The organism is Azorhizophilus paspali (genome assembly GCF_043587585.2).
GTDB classification, from domain to species: domain Bacteria; phylum Pseudomonadota; class Gammaproteobacteria; order Pseudomonadales; family Pseudomonadaceae; genus Azotobacter; species Azotobacter paspali.
This window is the reverse complement of the sequence record NZ_CP171449.1, coordinates 4,450,210-4,469,392: the sequence shown is the minus strand read 5'-3', so window position 1 is coordinate 4,469,392 and position 19,183 is coordinate 4,450,210. Positions and strand designations below refer to the sequence as shown.

The 19,183-nt window shown below is 62.6% G+C and carries 17 protein-coding genes and 2 pseudogenes; 15 read left to right on the top strand and 4 right to left on the bottom strand.

The window, feature by feature from the left end:
• The first annotated feature begins 2 nt into the window (after positions 1–2).
• Entirely contained in the window at positions 3–1,370 is a 1,368-nt protein-coding gene (gene mnmE / locus ACGI6K_RS21625; protein WP_376947372.1) for a tRNA uridine-5-carboxymethylaminomethyl(34) synthesis GTPase MnmE, read from the top strand.
• A gap of 149 nt (positions 1,371–1,519) precedes the next feature.
• Here mnmE and ACGI6K_RS21620 read toward each other — a convergent pair.
• Together ACGI6K_RS21620 and ACGI6K_RS21615 are read right to left on the bottom strand one after the other, a co-directional pair.
• A pseudogene (locus ACGI6K_RS21620) lies at positions 1,520–1,906 on the bottom strand (DDE-type integrase/transposase/recombinase); the annotation flags it as partial.
• Positions 1,907–1,994: 88 nt separating this feature from the next.
• Positions 1,995–2,123: pseudogene (locus ACGI6K_RS21615) on the bottom strand (transposase); the annotation flags it as partial.
• A 261-nt stretch (positions 2,124–2,384) separates the two neighbouring features.
• Between ACGI6K_RS21615 and ACGI6K_RS21610 the strand changes: the two are divergent.
• Complete coding sequence (locus tag ACGI6K_RS21610; RefSeq protein WP_376947374.1) at positions 2,385–4,712, top strand: 2OG-Fe(II) oxygenase; 2,328 nt, start codon at positions 2,385–2,387, stop codon at positions 4,710–4,712.
• 480 nt (positions 4,713–5,192) lie between these two features.
• Here the strand turns inward: ACGI6K_RS21610 and ACGI6K_RS21605 are convergent, their stop codons facing one another.
• Positions 5,193–5,402 (bottom strand): hypothetical protein, encoded by a 210-nt coding sequence (locus ACGI6K_RS21605; protein ID WP_376947376.1) that lies wholly within the window; start codon positions 5,400–5,402, stop codon positions 5,193–5,195.
• A gap of 771 nt (positions 5,403–6,173) precedes the next feature.
• Between ACGI6K_RS21605 and mnmG the strand changes: the two genes are divergently transcribed.
• The 13 genes from mnmG to ACGI6K_RS21540 all read left to right on the top strand — a co-directional run bounded on the left by mnmG (position 6,174) and on the right by ACGI6K_RS21540 (position 17,569).
• Positions 6,174–8,066, top strand: a complete 1,893-nt coding sequence (gene mnmG, locus ACGI6K_RS21600) for a tRNA uridine-5-carboxymethylaminomethyl(34) synthesis enzyme MnmG (RefSeq protein WP_376947378.1) — start codon at positions 6,174–6,176, stop codon at positions 8,064–8,066.
• On the top strand, positions 8,066–8,713 hold the full coding sequence (rsmG, locus tag ACGI6K_RS21595) for a 16S rRNA (guanine(527)-N(7))-methyltransferase RsmG (RefSeq protein ID WP_376947380.1): 648 nt from the start codon (positions 8,066–8,068) through the stop codon (positions 8,711–8,713). The genes mnmG and rsmG overlap by 1 nt, the downstream gene beginning before the upstream one ends.
• 18 nt (positions 8,714–8,731) lie before the next feature.
• Positions 8,732–9,520: a ParA family protein gene (locus tag ACGI6K_RS21590; RefSeq protein WP_012703653.1), complete on the top strand. Its 789-nt coding sequence runs from the start codon at positions 8,732–8,734 to the stop codon at positions 9,518–9,520.
• A 9-nt stretch (positions 9,521–9,529) separates the two neighbouring features.
• A complete protein-coding gene (locus ACGI6K_RS21585; protein WP_376947382.1) occupies positions 9,530–10,414 on the top strand; it encodes a ParB/RepB/Spo0J family partition protein in 885 nt (294 codons plus the stop codon).
• Positions 10,415–10,546: 132 nt separating this feature from the next.
• Entirely contained in the window at positions 10,547–10,945 is a 399-nt protein-coding gene (locus ACGI6K_RS21580; protein WP_376947384.1) for a F0F1 ATP synthase subunit I, read from the top strand.
• Positions 10,946–10,960: 15 nt separating this feature from the next.
• A complete protein-coding gene (atpB, locus tag ACGI6K_RS21575; protein ID WP_376947386.1) occupies positions 10,961–11,779 on the top strand; it encodes a F0F1 ATP synthase subunit A in 819 nt (272 codons plus the stop codon).
• A 52-nt stretch (positions 11,780–11,831) separates the two neighbouring features.
• On the top strand, positions 11,832–12,068 hold the full coding sequence (atpE, locus tag ACGI6K_RS21570) for a F0F1 ATP synthase subunit C (protein ID WP_012703649.1): 237 nt from the start codon (positions 11,832–11,834) through the stop codon (positions 12,066–12,068).
• A 93-nt stretch (positions 12,069–12,161) separates the two neighbouring features.
• A complete protein-coding gene (locus tag ACGI6K_RS21565; RefSeq protein WP_041807474.1) occupies positions 12,162–12,632 on the top strand; it encodes a F0F1 ATP synthase subunit B in 471 nt (156 codons plus the stop codon).
• A gap of 12 nt (positions 12,633–12,644) precedes the next feature.
• Positions 12,645–13,181 (top strand): F0F1 ATP synthase subunit delta, encoded by a 537-nt coding sequence (locus ACGI6K_RS21560; RefSeq protein ID WP_376947389.1) that lies wholly within the window; start codon positions 12,645–12,647, stop codon positions 13,179–13,181.
• A 15-nt stretch (positions 13,182–13,196) separates the two neighbouring features.
• Positions 13,197–14,741: a F0F1 ATP synthase subunit alpha gene (gene atpA, locus ACGI6K_RS21555; RefSeq protein ID WP_376947391.1), complete on the top strand. Its 1,545-nt coding sequence runs from the start codon at positions 13,197–13,199 to the stop codon at positions 14,739–14,741.
• Between the two features lie 50 nt (positions 14,742–14,791).
• Positions 14,792–15,655 (top strand): F0F1 ATP synthase subunit gamma, encoded by an 864-nt coding sequence (atpG, locus tag ACGI6K_RS21550; protein WP_376947393.1) that lies wholly within the window; start codon positions 14,792–14,794, stop codon positions 15,653–15,655.
• Between the two features lie 31 nt (positions 15,656–15,686).
• Positions 15,687–17,063 (top strand): F0F1 ATP synthase subunit beta, encoded by a 1,377-nt coding sequence (gene atpD / locus ACGI6K_RS21545; protein ID WP_376947395.1) that lies wholly within the window; start codon positions 15,687–15,689, stop codon positions 17,061–17,063.
• A gap of 77 nt (positions 17,064–17,140) precedes the next feature.
• A complete protein-coding gene (locus tag ACGI6K_RS21540) occupies positions 17,141–17,569 on the top strand; it encodes a F0F1 ATP synthase subunit epsilon (protein ID WP_376947397.1) in 429 nt (142 codons plus the stop codon).
• Between the two features lie 267 nt (positions 17,570–17,836).
• Here the strand turns inward: ACGI6K_RS21540 and ACGI6K_RS21535 are convergent, their stop codons facing one another.
• Positions 17,837–19,126 carry a di-heme oxidoredictase family protein gene (locus tag ACGI6K_RS21535; protein WP_376947399.1) on the bottom strand — a complete coding sequence of 430 codons (1,290 nt, stop codon included), beginning with the start codon at positions 19,124–19,126 and terminating at the stop codon, positions 17,837–17,839.
• Positions 19,127–19,183: the final 57 nt, after the last annotated feature.

Genomic DNA, 19,183 nt, shown 5'->3' with positions numbered 1-19,183 from the left:
CCATGCACAGCGCACGCGAAACCATCGCCGCCATCGCCACCGCCCAGGGGCGCGGCGGGGTCGGCATCGTGCGGGTCTCGGGTCCCCTGGCCGGGACGATCGCCACGGGCATCTGCGCGCGTCCGTTACGGCCGCGGTATGCCCACTACGGTGCCTTCCGCGACGGCACGGGCCAGGTCCTCGACGAAGGCATCGCACTGTTCTTCCCCGGTCCCCACTCCTTCACCGGCGAGGATGTGCTCGAACTGCAGGGCCATGGTGGCCCATTGGTGCTCGATCTGCTGTTGCGCCGCTGCCTGGAACTGGGTGCGCGGATGGCCCGGCCGGGCGAATTCAGCGAGCAGGCCTTCCTCAACGACAAGCTGGACCTGACCCAGGCCGAGGCGATCGCCGATCTGATCGAGGCCAGTTCGGCACAGGCGGCGCGCAATGCCCTGCGCTCGCTGCAGGGCGAGTTTTCCCTGCGCGTGAATGCGCTCGGCGAGCGGCTGATCGAGCTGCGCCTCTACGTCGAGGCCGCCATCGACTTTCCCGAGGAGGAAATCGACTTTCTCGCCGACAGTCGCGTGCTCGAGATGCTCGACGGCCTACGCGCCGACTTGTCCACAGTGTTGCGCGAGGCGGGGCAGGGCGCGCTCCTGCGCGATGGCATGACGGTGGTCATCGCCGGCCGGCCGAACGCCGGCAAGTCCAGCCTGCTCAATGCCCTGGCCGGACGCGAGTCGGCAATCGTCACCGACATCGCCGGCACCACCCGGGATTTGTTGCGCGAACATATCCACATCGACGGCATGCCGCTGCATGTCGTGGATACCGCCGGTTTGCGCGATACCGAGGATCGGGTCGAACGGATCGGAGTTGAACGCGCGCTCCAGGCCATCCGCGAGGCCGACCGGGTGCTGCTGATGATCGACGCCAGCGCCCCGGAAGCAGCCGATCCCTTCGCCCTCTGGCCGGAATTTCTCGACCTGCTTCCCGAACCGGGCAAGGTCACCCTGATCCGCAACAAGATCGACCTGACCGGCGAGCCGATCGTCCAGGAACAGGGCGGTGACGGCCACGTCGTCATCGGCCTGTCGGCCCGCACCGGCGAAGGCCTGGATCTGCTGCGCGAGCACCTGAAAGCCTGTATGGGTTTCGAACAGACCATCGAGAGCAGCTTCAGCGCCCGCCGTCGCCACCTGGAAGCCCTGCGCCGGGCCGCCGACAGCCTTGAGCACGGACATGCCCAACTCATCGGCTGCGGGGCCGGCGAACTGCTCGCCGAAGACCTGCGCCAGGCCCAGCGGCACCTGGGGGAGATCACCGGGGCCTTCACTTCGGACGATCTGCTGGGGCGGATCTTTTCCAGCTTCTGCATCGGCAAGTGATTCGGGATTCGGGAGACCAAAGGAGAAAGGCATGACACGGATGTGGATGGTACGCAGCGAAGACGGCAATCTGTATTGGGATGTCCTGACAAGACCAGGCGGCCTCGTTTCAAGCGGTCTTCACTGAATCCCGATATCGCCTGGCAAATTCAGTGGGGGGCCAAATAGCCAAATCGCAAGTGGCGACGCTGGCGCTTATAGAAAATCTCGATGTACTTCCTGATTGAGCTTTCAGCCTCTGCGCGCGTGGCGTAGCACCGGTGAAGAACGAGCTCGTTCTTCAGCGTTCCCCAAAAGCTCTCGATCGGCGCATTGTCAAAACACTTCCCCTTGCCTGACATCGAGCTCTGCAGACCAAACTGCACCTGCATGCCACGGTAAGCTTTCGCGCAGTACTAACTGCCGCGATCCGAACGATGGATGAGACCTGGCGGTGGACGGTGCTGCTGGAGTGCCCGGAACAGGACCCTGCTCACCAGATCGGTCGTGATCCGCTCCGATAATGCGTAGCCAACGATCTCGCAGGTAAACACATCCCCTTGCGCAGACGAGCATTTTCCGCCTCCAGCTCGGCAATGGTTTTCGCCCCTGGGGCTGGTTTCTCACCACCTGCCAGGCAGCCGCCACCCAATTGGCCAGCGTTCCCTTGGGAATACCAAGCCGGCTGGCCGCCTCTTTACGGCTGAGTCCTTGCTTGAGGACCAGCTTCACCGCTTCGGCGCGAAACCCTCTGGGGTAACTGCTTCTGATCAAGTTTCACTCCCGATCACTGAGGTTAGCAGTCGAGATTGTCTGCCGAAATCAGGCTACCCCATTGCAGCCAGGGCATCGTCATGTGTGCAGCAATCAACACGATGCTGCGCCAACCCGCATTGTTGCTGCAGTTTGCTGGGATAGAGGAGAATCGATACATCCACCTGGATTCGGCAGGATGGCGGGTAGGCGTCCGTGTCCGGAGGCTTCCTCCTCTAAACAGCGCCATCCGCAACCCGTGACATATCAAAGAATGCCCCGATGAGAGCTCCTACCCAGTCTGTTTCCCAACAGCTCGCTGCTATCGGTACGAGCGGCGCTTTCGCGACGCGCTTTGCCATCGAAGCCGATCCGCAGTTGCACGTCGAAGGTGTCGGCAGCGTGCCGCTGCCAGTGACGATCCACACGGCGCACCGGCTGTGCGCGGCGGCGCAGCCGGCGCATCATGGCTACAAGGACCAGACGCGGCTCGATCCGCGCGTGCGCGATACCTGGGAGATCCCGGCCAGCCATATCCGCTTCGATTCTCCGAAATGGCAAACCGTGCTTGAACGTGCGCTGGATCGGATCGGACGCGACCTGGGGTTGCCGCCCGGTGGCCAATTCAGGGCTGAGCTACACAACCTGCTGGTGTATGCGCCGGGCCAGTTCTTCGCCGTGCACCAGGATTCGGAGAAGGTCGACGGCATGCTGGGTACGCTGGTCGTCACCCTGCCGTCGCGCTTCACCGGCGGCGAATTCGTCGTTTCGCACCAGGGTCGGACGCTGCGCGCCCGCGGCTCGGCCAACCGGCTGGGCATAATTGCGTTCTATGCCGATTGCCATCACGAAGTCCGTCCGGTGAAGCAGGGTTACCGTGTCGTGCTGACCTACAACTTGGTCGCGCAGGGCGGCGTGCAGACCACCGAAGTGCCGGCGCAGGACATCGCCGCCCTGGCCGATGCCGTACACACCTTCTGGCAGACCCCGGCACTGCCGCGCTGGCCGGGTGACGTCGCAGGTGAACCGCCGGACCGCCTGGTCTATTTGCTCGATCACCAGTACACGCAAAGCGGTCTGTCCTGGACACGGCTCAAGGGCGCCGACGCGGCCCGCGCCGTGGCGCTGCGGCGCGTGGCGGAACGGTTGGATGCGGAGATCTTTCTGGTCCTGGCCGACGTGCATGAAACCTGGTCGGCCGAAGATGATTACCAGGACTGCAGCCATTGGGATTACGCGGAGGACGACGAAGAAGTGCCCGACGACGATCCGAACGATGATCCGGCATTGGGAGAACTGCTCGACAGCGATATTGAACTGCGCCATTGGATCGCTCCCGATGGCAGTGAGCTGGCATCGAACGCCAACGGCGTCGCCGTCAGCGAACTATGTTTCACCCGACCCTCGACCGATTGCACACCGTTCCGGTCCGAGTACGAAGGCTACATGGGCAACTACGGCAACACCGTCGATCGCTGGTATCACCGTGCAGCTGTGGTGATGTGGCCGCGCGAACGCGCCTTCGTCATCCGCGCCCGGCAGTCACCGCACTGGGCCATCGCGGAGATCGCCGGCCGGCTCGAAGCCGGGGACCCGGTACAGGCGCTGGAGTGGGCGCAGCGCCTTCTGCCTTTTTGGAACTGGGCCGTGGCCGGAGCGGATAGCACCGCCCTGCTCTATGCCACCTTGTCGGTTGCCGCTGCACTCGACGATGCGGATACCGCCGCCGCGCTGCTTGCGCCGTTTTCCCTGCAGCAACTGACGCCCGACATGGCCACATGGCTCGTGCGCCTGCTTGATCGCCGGAGGCTGGCCTGGTGCAGCGAGCGCCTGCATCAGTGGGCAACGCCCTACCAGATGCCCGATAGCCAATTGGCCTGGCTGGCGCAAACGCTGCCGGAATTGATCCATACCTGGAGTGCGGCAAAGGCCGTAGATGGCCCGGCATTGGCCGCCGTTCTGCTGGAAGAGCGCTGGACCTGGCTACAGGCGCACATCGAACAGGTACAAGCGTGCACCAGCGGGACAACCCGGGTACGGACGTTGGCGGACACCAGTCCGGCCCTGCTGGCGCTGATCCGCGGCTGTCGTGACGCCCGGCGGCCCGACCTACAGCGCCGGATCATCGATACCTTGTTGTCGACCGAGCTTCCATTGCAGGTGCCGCTCGGCGTGTTGCACGCTGCCGAGCTGGATACGCCTGATGCGCTCAGCCTTGCGCCCGTGCATGCGTATTGCGTGCAAACACTCGCCACGCGATTGGCACAGCCCGAACGCGCCGTCGACGACTGGTCGATCCCGCCGCCGGCGGACTGCGCCGGCGAATTGGGCGAAACCCTGGCGCGGTTTCTGAGAGCGGCGACGGAACAGCGTCTGGAGTGGCCGCTGGCCCAGCCCAAGCGACAGGTCATCCACCGGTTCATCGACCGCCACGAACTGCCCGTGCGGCATGAGACCCGGCGCAGTGGTCGGCCCTACACGCTGGTCCTGGAAAAGACTGGTGCCCTGTTCGAGCGCGCAGCCGCCGAGCGCCGCCAATGGGCGAACGAGTTGGCTTGGCTGCAGCAGACGGCGGACAGGTTTGCCCGGTCGGAGGCGATGCTGCCGTGAACCTGCGCGTTTCCTGTGGGCAGCATCCAATGCTCCGCTGACGATTTTGATAGCCGTGCTGCCACCATTCTCACATGCGCAGCGGAGACGAATGGTGCATGTCGACAATGCGGACGGTTTGCCTATCTGCTCACGGGGCATATTGCTGCAGCGTGCCTTTCCACGAGATGGGCACCGCCTGCACCAAGCTATGAATTCCTCGCCGACCAGTCTGCCGGTAGCCAGCAACATCTGCGAGGCGTCGGCATCCAGCGCATCCAATTCGGCGGTCACACCGGCCCACTGTTTCCTAGACGCGATCGGCCACGCGATCTCTTCGGTGATGACCAACGTGTGGGCCCGTTTACTGGCGAGCCACCGTAGATGGCGGCACCGTCAGGGAGCTGCGTACGCGAAACGACTTCCAGCATTTGCGGGGCTCTGGCCGGTCTGACGGCGGTGTGGCGGATGCATGGACAGAAAGGCCTGCAGCCGTTCCTGTCAGTACCTGAGCAGTTCGGTGCGATGTACCAGCGTGTCGATGCCACGCCGGGCGATCAGAGCGGCGGCGCTAAGACCGTCTTGCCGAAAGCGGTCTATGCCGGTGTCGAAGCGGAGCAGCACGGTGATGGCTTGCTCTCGATCCAGCCGGAGCGTGCCGACAAAACCGCCCCCCAGAGGCTGACCGACAAAGCGCTCGTCTTGCGGCATCCTCGTCTAGACAGCCGTGCAGCGGGACGATGTGGCGGACGTGAGGACGGAGCGGGCCGACACGGCGCGCATCTCGGTGTAGGTCAGCGCGGCCGGTCGATGGCCGCGAATTCGTAATACCGGTACTCGCTCATGGCAAACCTTGTTGATTTGTGAACGCTGGTGGTTTGTGCGCCGATCGAACACTACGACGTTACCGATATCGAAACCAAGCGCATCGTGCCGCTGAAGCCATCGGCAATCCAGGCCAGATCCTCATCGCCCTGTCCATCTCCATTGTTTATCCCACCCGACGGCGCGGCCTGGTCCCCGTACCGTTATCCACATGCCTGTCCAGCCTTCGCCTGAAATGTTCCTGGCAGTGTCCCGCAGAACGTCAATTCAGCCCTGTGGAAAACTATCATTTAGCTCCGTCGATAAACCCAGTACAGATAGGTAGATAACTCAGCCTGTTGATAAAATTAGAATTTATCTACAGGACGCTGACAGCCTACCCAATATCCACAGGCAGGATCACCACAACCTTGTCCCGACCGCAAAGGTCGATGGGAAACAGCTTCCCATTAGTTATCCACAGAAGCCGTGCGGCTCATACATAAACATAAAAACAAGCTTTTTAAATATTTCATTCTATTTATTTATGTAAAGGACCGCGTAATCGACACGAAAAGGCACGCTGGCTATTTTTTGTGCATGATCTTCATTCGCTCCACCTAACTCTCTATACTTGCCGCCCTTCCTTTTCCCCTGCGAACAGGCACGAGGTGCGTGGTGGACTTCCCTTCCCGTTTTGACGTGATCGTGATCGGTGGCGGCCATGCCGGTACCGAAGCCGCGCTCGCGGCTGCGCGCATGGGCGTGAAGACCTTGCTGCTCTCCCACAATGTGGAAACCCTCGGGCACATGAGCTGCAACCCGGCCATCGGCGGTATCGGCAAGAGCCATCTGGTCAAGGAGATCGATGCGCTCGGCGGAGCCATGGCTCAGGCCACCGACGTGGCCGGCATCCAGTTCCGCGTGCTCAACAGTCGCAAGGGACCGGCGGTGCGCGCTACGCGCGCCCAAGCCGACCGCGCCCTTTACAAGGCGGAAATCCGCCGCATTCTGGAAAACCAGCCGAACCTGTGGATCTTCCAGCAGTCCGCCGACGACCTGATCGTCGAGGGCGAGCAGGTGCGTGGCGTGGTCACCCAGATGGGACTGAAATTTTGCGCCGACAACGTGGTGCTCACCGCCGGTACCTTCCTCGGCGGACTTATCCACATCGGCCTAAAAAACTATTCGGGTGGCCGCGCCGGCGATCCGCCATCGCTGGCGCTGGCCCGCCGCCTGCGCGAACTGTCGCTGCGTGTCGGGCGGCTGAAGACCGGCACGCCGCCACGCATCGACGGTCGTTCCATCGATTTCTCGGTGATGACCGAACAAGCGGGCGACACGCCCGTTCCGGTGATGTCCTTCCTCGGTTCGCGCGAGGAGCATCCGCAGCAGGTCAGTTGCTGGATCACCCACACCAATGCGCGCACCCACCAGATCATCGCCGCCAACCTGGACCGCTCGCCGATGTATTCGGGCGTGATCGAGGGCATCGGTCCGCGTTATTGCCCGTCGATCGAGGACAAGATCCACCGCTTCGCCGACAAGGACAGCCATCAGGTGTTTCTGGAACCGGAAGGCCTGTCGACCCATGAGGTCTACCCGAACGGTATCTCCACTTCGTTGCCCTTCGACGTGCAGCTCGAGATCGTCCGTTCTATACGCGGTCTAGAGAACGCCCATATCGTCCGTCCGGGCTATGCCATCGAGTACGACTTCTTCGATCCACGCGATCTCAAGTACTCGCTGGAAACCAAGGTGATCGGCGGGCTGTTCTTCGCCGGGCAGATCAATGGCACCACCGGCTATGAAGAAGCCGGCGCCCAGGGGCTGCTCGCCGGCGCCAATGCCGCGCTGCGCGCCCAAGGCCGCGAAGCCTGGTGTCCGCGCCGCGACGAGGCCTACCTCGGCGTACTGGTCGACGACCTGATCACCCTCGGTACTCAGGAGCCGTACCGCATGTTCACCTCGCGCGCCGAATACCGGCTGATCCTGCGCGAGGACAACGCCGACCTGCGTCTGACCGAGCAAGGCCGCGAGCTGGGTCTGGTCGACGACGCCCGCTGGGCGGCGTTCTGCGCCAAGCGCGAGGGTATCGAGCGCGAGGAACAGCGTCTGAAGACCACCTGGGTGCGCCCCGGCACGCCGCAGGGCGAGGCGCTCGCCACGCGTTTCGGCAGTCCGCTGGCCCGCGAGTACAACCTGCTTAATCTGCTAGCCCGGCCGGAAGTCGATTACGCCAGCCTGGTCGAACTGACCGGTGGCGGCGCCGAGGACGAGCAGGTCGCCGAGCAGGTGGAGATCAAGACCAAGTACGCCGGTTATATCGACCGCCAGCAGGACGAGATCGCCCGTCTGCGTGCCAGCGAAAGTGTCCGACTGCCGGAGAATCTGGACTACGCGTCGATTTCCGGGCTGTCCAAGGAGATCCAGCACAAGCTCGGTCAGGCCCGCCCGCAGACGCTCGGCCAAGCGTCGCGGATTCCAGGGGTCACTCCGGCGGCGATTTCCCTGCTGTTGATTCACCTGAAGAAGCGCGATGCCAACCGCAACCTGGAGCAGAGCGCCTGATGTCCACGGTCACCGCCCGCCACGCCGAGGAACTGGCGCGTGGCGCCCGCGAACTGGGCATCGAACTGTCCGAGCGCCAACGCGAACAACTGCTCGCCTACCTAGCGCTGTTGATCAAGTGGAACAAGGCCTACAATCTCACCGCCGTGCGCGATCCGGACGAGATGGTCTCGCGCCATCTGCTCGACAGCCTCAGCGTGACGCCGCAGATTGCCGAAGCCGGGGACGACTGGCTGGACGTCGGCAGCGGCGGCGGCATGCCTGGGGTTCCGCTGGCCATTCTGTTTCCCGGACGGCGTTTCACCCTGCTGGACTCCAATGGCAAGAAGACCCGTTTTCTCACCCAGGTGAAACTGGAACTGCAATTGCAAAACCTGGAAGTCGTTCATAGTCGGGTCGAAGCGTTCAAACCCGCGCAGCCGTTCTCCGGCATCTGCTCGCGGGCGTTCAGTTCGCTGGCGGATTTCGCCGGCTGGACCCGTCATCTCGGCGACAGCGAAACCCGCTGGCTGGCGATGAAGGGAGTGCAGCCGGACAACGAACTGCAAGCCTTGCCGAACGATTTTCGACTGGAACGCACTTATGAGCTCAGGGTTCCCGGTTGTCAGGGTCAGCGCCATCTGCTGATACTGCGCCGCACTCCATGATCCGGACAGACGCTGACCATGGCTAAAGTACTCGCCATCGCCAACCAGAAAGGCGGCGTGGCCAAGACCACCACTTGCATCAACCTGGCCGCTTCGCTGGTCGCCACGCGCCGACGCGTGTTGCTGATCGACCTCGATCCACAGGGCAACGCCACCACCGGCAGCGGTGTGGACAAGCTGAACCTGGAGCATTCGGTCTACGACGTGCTGACCGGCGACTGCAGTTTCGCCGAGGCCATGCACTTCTCCGAGCACGGCGGCTACCAATTGCTGCCAGCCAACCGCGATCTCACCGCGGCAGAGGTCGTCCTGCTCGACAAGCCGGGCAAGGAGCATCGCCTGCGCGAGGCCCTGGCGCCGATCCGCGAGAACTACGACTACATCCTGATCGACTGCCCACCCTCGCTGTCCATGTTGACCGTCAATGCCCTAGCCGCCTCCGACGGGGTGATCATCCCCATGCAATGCGAATACTACGCACTGGAAGGGTTGAGCGATCTGGTCAACTCGATCCAGCGCATCGGTCAGGCGCTCAATCCGAACCTGCAGATCGAAGGTCTGCTGCGCACCATGTACGATCCGCGTATCAGCCTGACCAACGAAGTGTCCGAGCAACTCCAGGCGCACTTTGGCGACAAGCTCTACGAAACCGTCATCCCGCGCAACGTGCGTCTGGCCGAGGCGCCCAGCCATGGCATGCCGGCGCTGGTCTACGACAAGCAATCCAAGGGTGCCCAGGCTTATCTGGCGCTGGCCAGCGAGCTATCGCGCCGCCAGCGCAAGGCTGCGCGTGGCGTCAGAGCATAAGGAGCTTCCATGGCAATCAAGAAACGAGGCCTGGGTCGCGGGCTGGATGCCCTGCTGGGCGGTACCGGTGGCGGCGTGGCCACCCTGCAGAAGGAAATCGAGCAGCAGCAGGTCGATGGCCATGAACTGCAGCATTTGCCGCTGGAGTCGATCCTGCGCGGCAAGTACCAGCCGCGCCGCGACATGGATCCGGTGGCTCTGGAGGAGCTGGCGCAATCGATCCAAGCGCAAGGGGTGATGCAGCCGATCGTGGTGCGGCCGCTCGATGGCCAGCGCTACGAGATCATCGCCGGCGAACGGCGCTGGCGGGCCAGCCAGCAGGCTGGTCTGAAGAAGATTCCGGCCATCGTCCGCGAAGTGCCGGACGAGGCTGCCATCGCCATGGCGCTGATCGAGAACATCCAGCGCGAGAACCTCAATCCGCTCGAAGAAGCCCTCGCCCTGCAGCGCCTGCAGCAAGAGTTCCAATTGACCCAGCAGCAAGTCGCCGATGCGGTGGGCAAGTCGCGGGTCAGCGTCAGCAATCTACTGCGGCTGATTTCCCTGCCGGAGGAGATCAAAACCCTGCTGGCACATGGCGATCTGGAAATGGGCCATGCCCGTGCGTTGCTCGGCCTTCCCGCCGAACGGCAGGTGGAAGGCGCGCGTCATGTTGTCGCACGCGGATTGACGGTCCGGCAAACCGAGGCGCTGGTGCGCCAGTGGCTGAATGAGCAGCCGCAGGCGGAGAAAAACCCTACGGTCGATCCGGACATAACCCGTCTGGAACAGCGGCTGGCAGAGCGTTTGGGCTCACCGGTGCAGATCAGGCACAGCCAGAAAGGCAAGGGCCAACTTGTGATTCGCTACAACTCACTGGACGAACTTCAGGGGGTTCTGGCCCACATCCGCTGATATTCCGGCGTGTAGCGAGCGATCGGAAAAGACTACCCTAAGGTTGAACCGACTTGGATGCGCCCCTATACTCGCCGCGCATTTTGGTAGCGGTAAGCTCGTTGAACGCTCCGCCATGGCGACGGGGATTGTGTGAACATACGTAACCGGACACCTTTCCATCGCCTTCCCGTGTTTCGTGTACTGGTCGTGCAGGCCCTGAGCGGACTTGCCACGGCCTTCGCGTGCGGTGTGTTTTTTGGGTTGGTCGCAGGGTATTCGGCCCTGCTCGGGAGCCTAATCGCCTGGCTGGCCAACCTGTATTTCGCCCATAAGGCCTTTCGCTATTTCGGCGCGCGTTCGGCCAAGGCCGTAGTCCAGTCTCTCTGGTCCGGTGAAATGGGAAAAATGATTCTGACAGCGGCGCTCTTTGCGCTGGTGTTTGTGGGGGTGCGGCCTCTCGAACCGCTGGCGCTGTTCGGCGGCTACCTGCTGGTGCTCGGTGTCGGAGCGAGTGCACTCCTGCTGATGAGGAACAAACCGAAGCATTGAGCATTTGAGGCGTTTATGGCGAACACTCCAGTCGAATATATACAGCACCACCTGCAAAACCTGGTCCTGGGGTCCCTCCCGGAAAGGGGCTGGACCATCGCCAAGACGGCGGAAGAGGCCAGGGAGATGGGCTTCTGGTCCATCAATCTCGACACCCTTGGCTGGTCGATCGCGATGGGCGTGCTGTTCCTGTGGCTGTTCCGCAAGGCCGCCCGTAACGCCACCACCAAGGTGCCGGGTCCGCTGCAGAATATTGCCGAGATGTGCATCGAGTTCGTCGAAGGCATGGTCCGCGACACTTTCCACGGTCGCAACCCGGTGATCGCTCCCCTGGCCCTGACCATCTTCGTCTGGGTATTCCTGATGAACAGCCTGAAGTGGATTCCGGTCGACTTCATCCCCGGACTGGCCCACCTGTTCGGCGTGCCCTACTTCAAGATCGTGCCGACCGCCGACCCGAACGGCACCTTCGGCATCTCCATCGGCGTCTTCCTGCTGATCATCTACTACAGCATCAAGGTCAAGGGGATCGGGGGATTCGCCAAGGAACTTTCGCTGACTCCGTTCAATCATTGGGCATTGATTCCGTTCAACCTGTTCCTCGAAATCCTGGGTTTGCTGACTAAGCCGCTGACCCTGGCTCTGCGTCTGTTCGGTAACATGTATGCCGGTGAAGTGGTGTTCATCCTTATCGCCCTGCTGCCGTTCTGGGCGCAGTGGACCCTGAACCTGCCCTGGGCGATCTTCCACCTCCTGGTGATCCCGCTTCAGGCATTCATCTTTATGGTGCTGACCATCGTCTACCTGAGCGCCGCCCATGAAGACCACCATTGACCGGCAATAACGCTTCCCCCAAACCAACCTACCCTTACTTCAGGAGCTTTACATGGAACTTGTCATCATCGCCGCCTCCATCATGATCGGTCTGGGTGCACTGAGCACCGGTATTGGCTTCGCCCTGCTGGGTGGCAAGCTGCTGGAATCCACCGCTCGTCAACCCGAGCTGGCTCCCCAACTGCAAACCAAGACCTTCCTGATGGCCGGTCTGCTCGACGCCGTTCCGATGATCGGCGTTGGTATCGCGATGTACCTCATCTTCGTTGTTGCTCCCTCTGCTGCTTAAGCATTTCCCGGTTTAAGAAGGGGTTCGCCCGGCGAGCCCCCTCGTCCCGGAAATGGCAAACGCGCCGAACGAGATAGCACGAGGTAAATCGCTGTGAATATAAATTTGACGCTATTCGGTCAAACGATCGCCTTCGCTATTTTCGTCTGGTTCTGCATGAAGTATGTTTGGCCGCCACTCACTCAGGCCATGCAGGAACGCCAGAAGAAAATCGCCGAGGGCCTGGATGCTGCAGGCCGTGCCCAGCAGGATCTGAAGCTGGCCCAGGAAAAGGTTTCCAACACTCTGCGTGAATCCCGCGAGCAGGCTACTCAGATCATCGAGCAGGCAAACAAGCAGGCCAATGCGATCATCGAAGACGCCAAGCAGCAAGCGCAGAGCGAAGGCGAGCGACTGATTGCCGGGGCCAAGGCCGAAATCGAGCAGGAAGTGAACCGTGCCAGGGAAGAACTGCGCAAACAGGTGGCGGCTTTGGCCATCCTGGGTGCGGAGAAGATCCTGGAGTCCAAAGTGGACACCAAGGCACACAACAAGCTGGTCGAAAAACTGGCCTCCCAACTCTAAGCGAGGCAAGCGATGATCAATAACCAGACGCTTGCTCGGCCTTACGCAAAAGCCGCTTTCGAGTATGCCAGCGCGGCCAATGGCTGCGACGCCTGGTCGGGCATGTTGGGCCTGGCTGCCGCTGTCGTTGAAGCCCCCGAAGTCGCCGAACTGCTGCGCAACCCGCGCCTGACCCGCGAAAGCAAGGTCGAGGCCGTGCTGCGTCTGTTCGCCGACGACGTCGATGAGGCGTTCCGCAACTTCATCGCCAATCTGGGCGAGCATGATCGCCTGTTCGCATTGCCGACTGTGCGCGAACAGTTCGAGGTATACAAGGCAGAAGCCGAAAAAACGATCGACGTCGAACTCGAGACGGCCTACGAGCTTTCCGCCGAGCAACTCGAGACCTTGGCTGCCGCCCTGTCGAAGCGGCTAGATCGTTCCGTCAACCCCAGGCAGGTAGTGAATCCTGCTCTGATCGGTGGCCTGGTCATCCGCGCCGGCGACCTGGTTGTCGACGGTTCGGTCCGCGGCAAACTGAGCCAGTTGGCCGAATCGTTGAAATCCTGATTTGAGGGTCATGGCATGCAGCAACTGAATCCTGCTGAGATTAGTGAAATCATCAAGCAGCGCATCGCGAATACCGATGTGACTGCCCAAGCCCGCAACGAGGGCACCGTCGTCAGCGTATCCGACGGTATCGTTCGCATCTACGGTCTGGCCGACGTAATGTACGGCGAAATGATCGAGTTCCCCGGTGGCATCTATGGCATGGCGCTGAACCTGGAGCAAGATTCCGTCGGTGCCGTGGTTCTGGGTAACTACCTGGGTCTGACCGAAGGCATGAGCGCCAAGTGCACCGGCCGCATCCTGGAAGTCCCGGTCGGTCCGGAACTGCTGGGTCGCGTGGTCGATGCCCTGGGTAACCCGATCGACGACAAAGGTCCGCTCAACGCCAAGCTTACCGACGCAGTCGAGAAGGTAGCGCCCGGCGTGATTTGGCGTAAGTCGGTCGACCAGCCGGTACAGACCGGCTACAAGTCGGTCGACGCCATGATCCCGGTTGGTCGTGGCCAGCGCGAGCTGATCATCGGCGACCGTCAGATCGGCAAGACCGCACTGGCCGTCGACGCCATCATCAACCAGAAGAACAGCGGCATCAAATGCATCTACGTGGCCATCGGTCAGAAGCAGTCGACCATCGCCAACGTGGTGCGCAAACTGGAGGAGCACGGCGCCCTGGCCAACACCATCGTGGTGGCAGCTTCCGCTTCCGAATCCGCTGCCCTGCAGTACCTGGCTCCCTATGCCGGCTGCACCATGGGTGAATACTTCCGCGACCGTGGCGAAGACGCGCTGATCGTTTACGACGATCTGTCCAAGCAGGCCGTGGCCTATCGCCAGATCTCCCTGCTGCTGCGCCGTCCGCCGGGCCGCGAAGCCTACCCGGGCGACGTCTTCTATCTCCACAGTCGCCTGCTGGAGCGCGCTTCCCGCGTTTCCGAGGAGTACGTGGAGCAGTTCACCAAGGGTGCCGTGAAGGGCCAGACCGGCTCGCTGACCGCTCTGCCGATCATCGAAACCCAGGCCGGCGACGTGTCCGCCTTCGTTCCGACCAACGTGATCTCCATCACCGACGGTCAGATCTTCCTGGAGTCCGCCATGTTCAACTCGGGCACCCGTCCGGCGGTCAACGCCGGTATCTCGGTGTCCCGCGTCGGTGGTGCGGCCCAGACCAAGATCATCAAGAAGCTGTCCGGTGGCATCCGTACCGCTCTGGCCCAGTACCGTGAGCTGGCCGCCTTCGCCCAGTTCGCCTCGGACCTCGACGAAGCTACCCGCAAGCAGCTCGAGCACGGTCAGCGCGTGACCGAGCTGATGAAGCAGAAGCAGTATGCGCCGATGTCCATCGCCGAGATGTCCATTTCCCTGTACGCCGCCGAACGCGGTTTCCTGCAGGATGTCCCGGTGGCCAAAGTTGGCGCCTTCGAGCAGGCGTTGATCGGTTACTTCCAGCGTGAGAAGGCGGATCTGCTGGCGAAGATCAACGAGAAGGGTGACTTTAACGACGAAATCGATGCGGGTCTCAAGGCCGGCATCGAGAAGTTCAAGGCCACCCAGTCCTGGTAAGCCGCAGCGGGAGCCGCAAGGCTCCCGCCTGCTAACCCGAAAGGTGTCAAATGGCAGGCGCAAAAGAGATTCGCAGCAAGATTGCGAGCATCAAGAGCACGCAGAAGATCACCAGCGCCATGGAAAAGGTGGCGGTCAGCAAGATGCGCAAGGCCCAGTCGCGCATGGCTGCCAGCCGCCCCTATGCGGAGCGGATCCGTCAGGTCATCGGCTATCTGGCCAAGGCCAACACGGAATACAAGCACCCGTTCATGGTCGAGCGTCCGGTCAAGCGCGTCGGTTACATCCTCGTCTCCACCGACCGCGGTCTGTGCGGTGGCCTGAACGTCAACCTGTTCAAGGCCCTAATCAAGAACATGAAGGAATGGCACGACAAGGGCGTCGAAGCCGATTTCTGCGTGATCGGCAACAAGGGGACCAGTTTCTTCCGCAGCTACGGCGGCAATGTGGTCGCGGCGATCGGCAACTTGGGTGAGGAGCCCTCGATCAACAATTTGATCGGCAGCATCAAGGTGATGCTGGATGCCTTTTACGAAGGCCGTGTGGACCGTCTGTACCTGGCTTCGAACAAGCTCATCAACACCATGACCCAGAAGCCTGTCGTCGAGCAGTTGCTGCCGCTGGCCGCAAGCGACGACGAAGGCGTCCAGAAGGGTACCTGGGACTACCTGTACGAGCCCAACGCCCAGCAACTGCTGGATGCCCTGCTGGTTCGCTACATGGAGTCGCAGGTCTACCAGGCCGTGGTGGAGAACGGCGCGGCCGAGCAGGCGGCGCGGATGATCGCGATGAAGAATGCGACCGACAACGCCGGCGAGCTGATCAGCGATCTGCAACTGGTCTACAACAAGGCCCGTCAGGCGGCGATCACCCAAGAAATTTCGGAAATCGTCGGCGGCGCTGCCGCGGTTTGAGAACGGTTCATAAGGTTAGAGGAACCAAGTAATGAGTAGCGGACGTATCGTTCAAATCATCGGCGCCGTTATCGACGTGGAATTCCCGCGCGATCAGGTGCCGAACGTCTATGACGCGTTGAAAGTCGATGGCGCGCAGACCACCCTGGAAGTCCAGCAGCAACTGGGTGACGGCGTCGTTCGTTCGATCGCCATGGGTTCCACCGAAGGCCTCAAGCGCGGCCTGAACGTGAACAACACCGGTGCCGGCATCGCCGTGCCGGTCGGCAAGGCCACCCTGGGCCGGATCATGGACGTGCTGGGCAACCCGATCGACGAAGCGGGTCCCATCGGCGAGGAAGAGCGCTGGACCATCCACCGCGCGGCCCCGAGCTACGCGGAGCAGGCTGGCGGCAACGAGCTGCTGGAAACTGGCATCAAGGTGATCGACCTGGTCTGCCCGTTCGCCAAGGGCGGCAAGGTGGGCCTGTTCGGCGGTGCCGGCGTGGGCAAGACCGTGAACATGATGGAGCTGATCCGCAACATCGCCATGGAGCACAGCGGTTACTCCGTATTCGCCGGTGTGGGTGAGCGTACTCGTGAAGGTAACGACTTCTATCACGAGATGAAGGACTCCAACGTTCTGGACAAGGTGGCCCTGGTCTACGGCCAGATGAACGAACCGCCGGGCAACCGTCTGCGCGTGGCCCTGACCGGCCTGACCATGGCCGAGAAGTTCCGTGACGAAGGCCGCGACGTTCTGCTGTTCGTCGACAATATCTACCGTTACACCCTGGCCGGTACCGAAGTGTCCGCACTGCTGGGCCGCATGCCGTCCGCCGTGGGTTACCAGCCGACCCTGGCCGAGGAAATGGGCGTTCTGCAGGAGCGCATCACCTCCACCAAGACCGGCTCCATCACCTCCGTGCAGGCCGTGTACGTTCCTGCGGACGATTTGACCGACCCGTCCCCGGCGACCACCTTCGCCCACCTGGACGCCACCGTGGTACTGTCCCGCGACATCGCCTCCCTGGGTATCTACCCGGCCGTGGACCCGCTGGACTCCACTTCCCGCCAGTTGGATCCGCTGGTGATCGGCCAGGAGCACTACGACACCGCCCGTGGCGTCCAGTACGTGCTGCAGCGCTACAAGGAACTGAAGGACATCATCGCCATCCTGGGTATGGACGAACTGTCGGAAACCGACAAGCAACTGGTATCCCGCGCACGCAAGATCCAGCGCTTCCTGTCCCAGCCGTTCTTCGTGGCCGAAGTTTTCACCGGCTCCCCGGGCAAGTACGTTTCGCTGAAGGAAACCATCCGCGGCTTCGCCGGCATCCTCAGGGGTGATTACGACCACCTGCCAGAGCAGGCGTTCTATATGGTCGGCGGCATCGACGAAGCCATCGAGAAGGCTAAGAAACTGTAATCTGGCGCGCCCGCTAGCGGGCGCTCGCCCAGGCGGTCGCCACTCCAGTGGCACCGTCTGTTAACCGAGGCATGAATATGGCTATGTCAGTCCATTGCGATATTGTCAGCGCGGAAGAAGAGCTGTTCTCGGGCCTGGTGGAAATGGTCATCGCCCATGCCAACATGGGCGATGTCGGTATCCTGCCGGGCCACGTGCCGCTGCTGACCGATCTCAAGCCCGGTCCGGTGCGGGTGATCAAGCAGGGTGGCGACGAGGAAATCTTCTACATCTCCGGCGGCTTCCTCGAAGTGCAGCCGAGCATGGTGAAGGTGCTCGCCGACACCGCGACCCGCGCCAAGGATCTGGACGAGGTCGCTGCCGAGCAAGCCGTCAAGGCCGCTCAGAAGGCGCTCAGCGAGAAGGGCGCGGAGTTCGACTACAGTTCCGCCTCCGCCCGTCTGGCGGAAGCTGCGGCCCAGTTGCGCACCATCAACGAGCTGCGCAAGAAGTACGGCCGCCACTGAGTTCGACGCCGTTTCGCACGAAACGAAGAAGGGTAGCCTTGGCTACCCTTCTTTTTTAGCTCCAGTGCCCTTTTCGGGAAAAGGTGGTTCCTCTGTCGACAGCGCGCAACGGGCCACCCGGAAAACTTGCGCCTGTTTACCCGATCCAACCTCAGAACTTGCACCCACCCGGCTTCATGCGCTCGATAACCAAGATCCGGAAACCTGCCGGCTTCGGGCACTCACCGTGGCGAAGGCGAACCGTTCGGGTTTCGCTGGCCGTGACGATCAGAGCGATTTCAGAAACGCCAGCAGCGCCCGCCGGGATTCCGCCGGCAACGCGACGAAGCGCTCGCGAGCTGCCAGGGCTTCGCCGGCGTGCCAGAGGATAGCTTCGGTGAAGTTGCGCGCGCGGCCGTCGTGAAGGAAATGTCCCGGCGGGCTGATGCTCTCCACCAGGCCGATGCCCCACAGCGGCGGGGTGCGCCATTCGCGGCCGTTGGCCTGATGGTCCGTCCGTCCGTCCGCCAGTCCTTCGCCCATGTCGTGCAGCAGCAGGTCGGTATAGGGGTGGATAGTCCGGTTGCGCAGCAGCGGGTGGGCGGCCTGATCGCCGGTGCGCAACTGCGGGCGGTGGCAGGCGGCGCAACCCAGCGCGAGGAACTGCGCCTCGCCACGTTGCACCTGGGAATCGTCGCGCTGGCGCCGGGCCGGAACGGCCAGGTAAGCCTGGTAGAACACCAGGTCGTCGAGCTGGGTGTCGTCCAGTTCTGGCTGGCCGCCTTCGGCTGCTTGCCGACAAGCGTCCTGCACGGGCGTGCAGGCTTTGTCGGGGTATAGCCGCGAGGTGATGCCCAAGTCGCCGGCCATGGCCGAAGCACTCTGCTCGCGCAGGCTGGCGACGTTGGCCTTGAGGCCGAAGCGTCCCACCCGCCAGTCTCCGGTTTCGGCGCTCCAGACCCGGTTGATTCGCCCCTGAATGCCGTCCACCACCGGGTGCGCGGCCATCTCCAGCAGGGTTTCCTCCGACACCGCCTCCAGCAGGCCGAGGCCGAGTACCGGCGGGCCGATGCGCAGCGAGGTGAGCACGCCGTCCAGCGGGCCGTAAGCCAGTTCCTCCAGGGTCAGGCGGGGACGGCGCAGCATCAGGGATTCGCCATCGGGAAAGCGGAACGGCAGCTCCTCCCAGGCGATCGCCGCGCGGCCTTCCGGCGGGACGCCGGGAATGCCGGTGTCGTTCAACTGATCGCCATAGTCGGGATGCGGCAGCGGGCCGCCATGGTCGTTCTCTCCGGGCAGGGAGAGCCGTACCAGCATCGAGCGCAGGCGCTGCCGGGGACCGTCGGGAGCCTGCCCGCGTCCGTTGAGCGGATGGCAGGAGCTGCAAGCGGGGCGGTTGTACAGCGGGCCCAGTCCATCCACTTCGCCGTCCAGCGAAGGGGAGACGACCCAAACCTGGCGGAACAGGCTGCGGCCGCGGGCGAAGCGCTCCCTGTCGGCGGCATCTAGGCCGGGCAGCGGCTGGGAAAATGCCTGGCGGCTGAAATCGGCCACCGTCACGCGATCCTGCGCCATCATGGCCGAGGACCAGCCCAGCAGGCCGGCCAGCAGCCAGCCCAGAGGTCATTGCTTGCT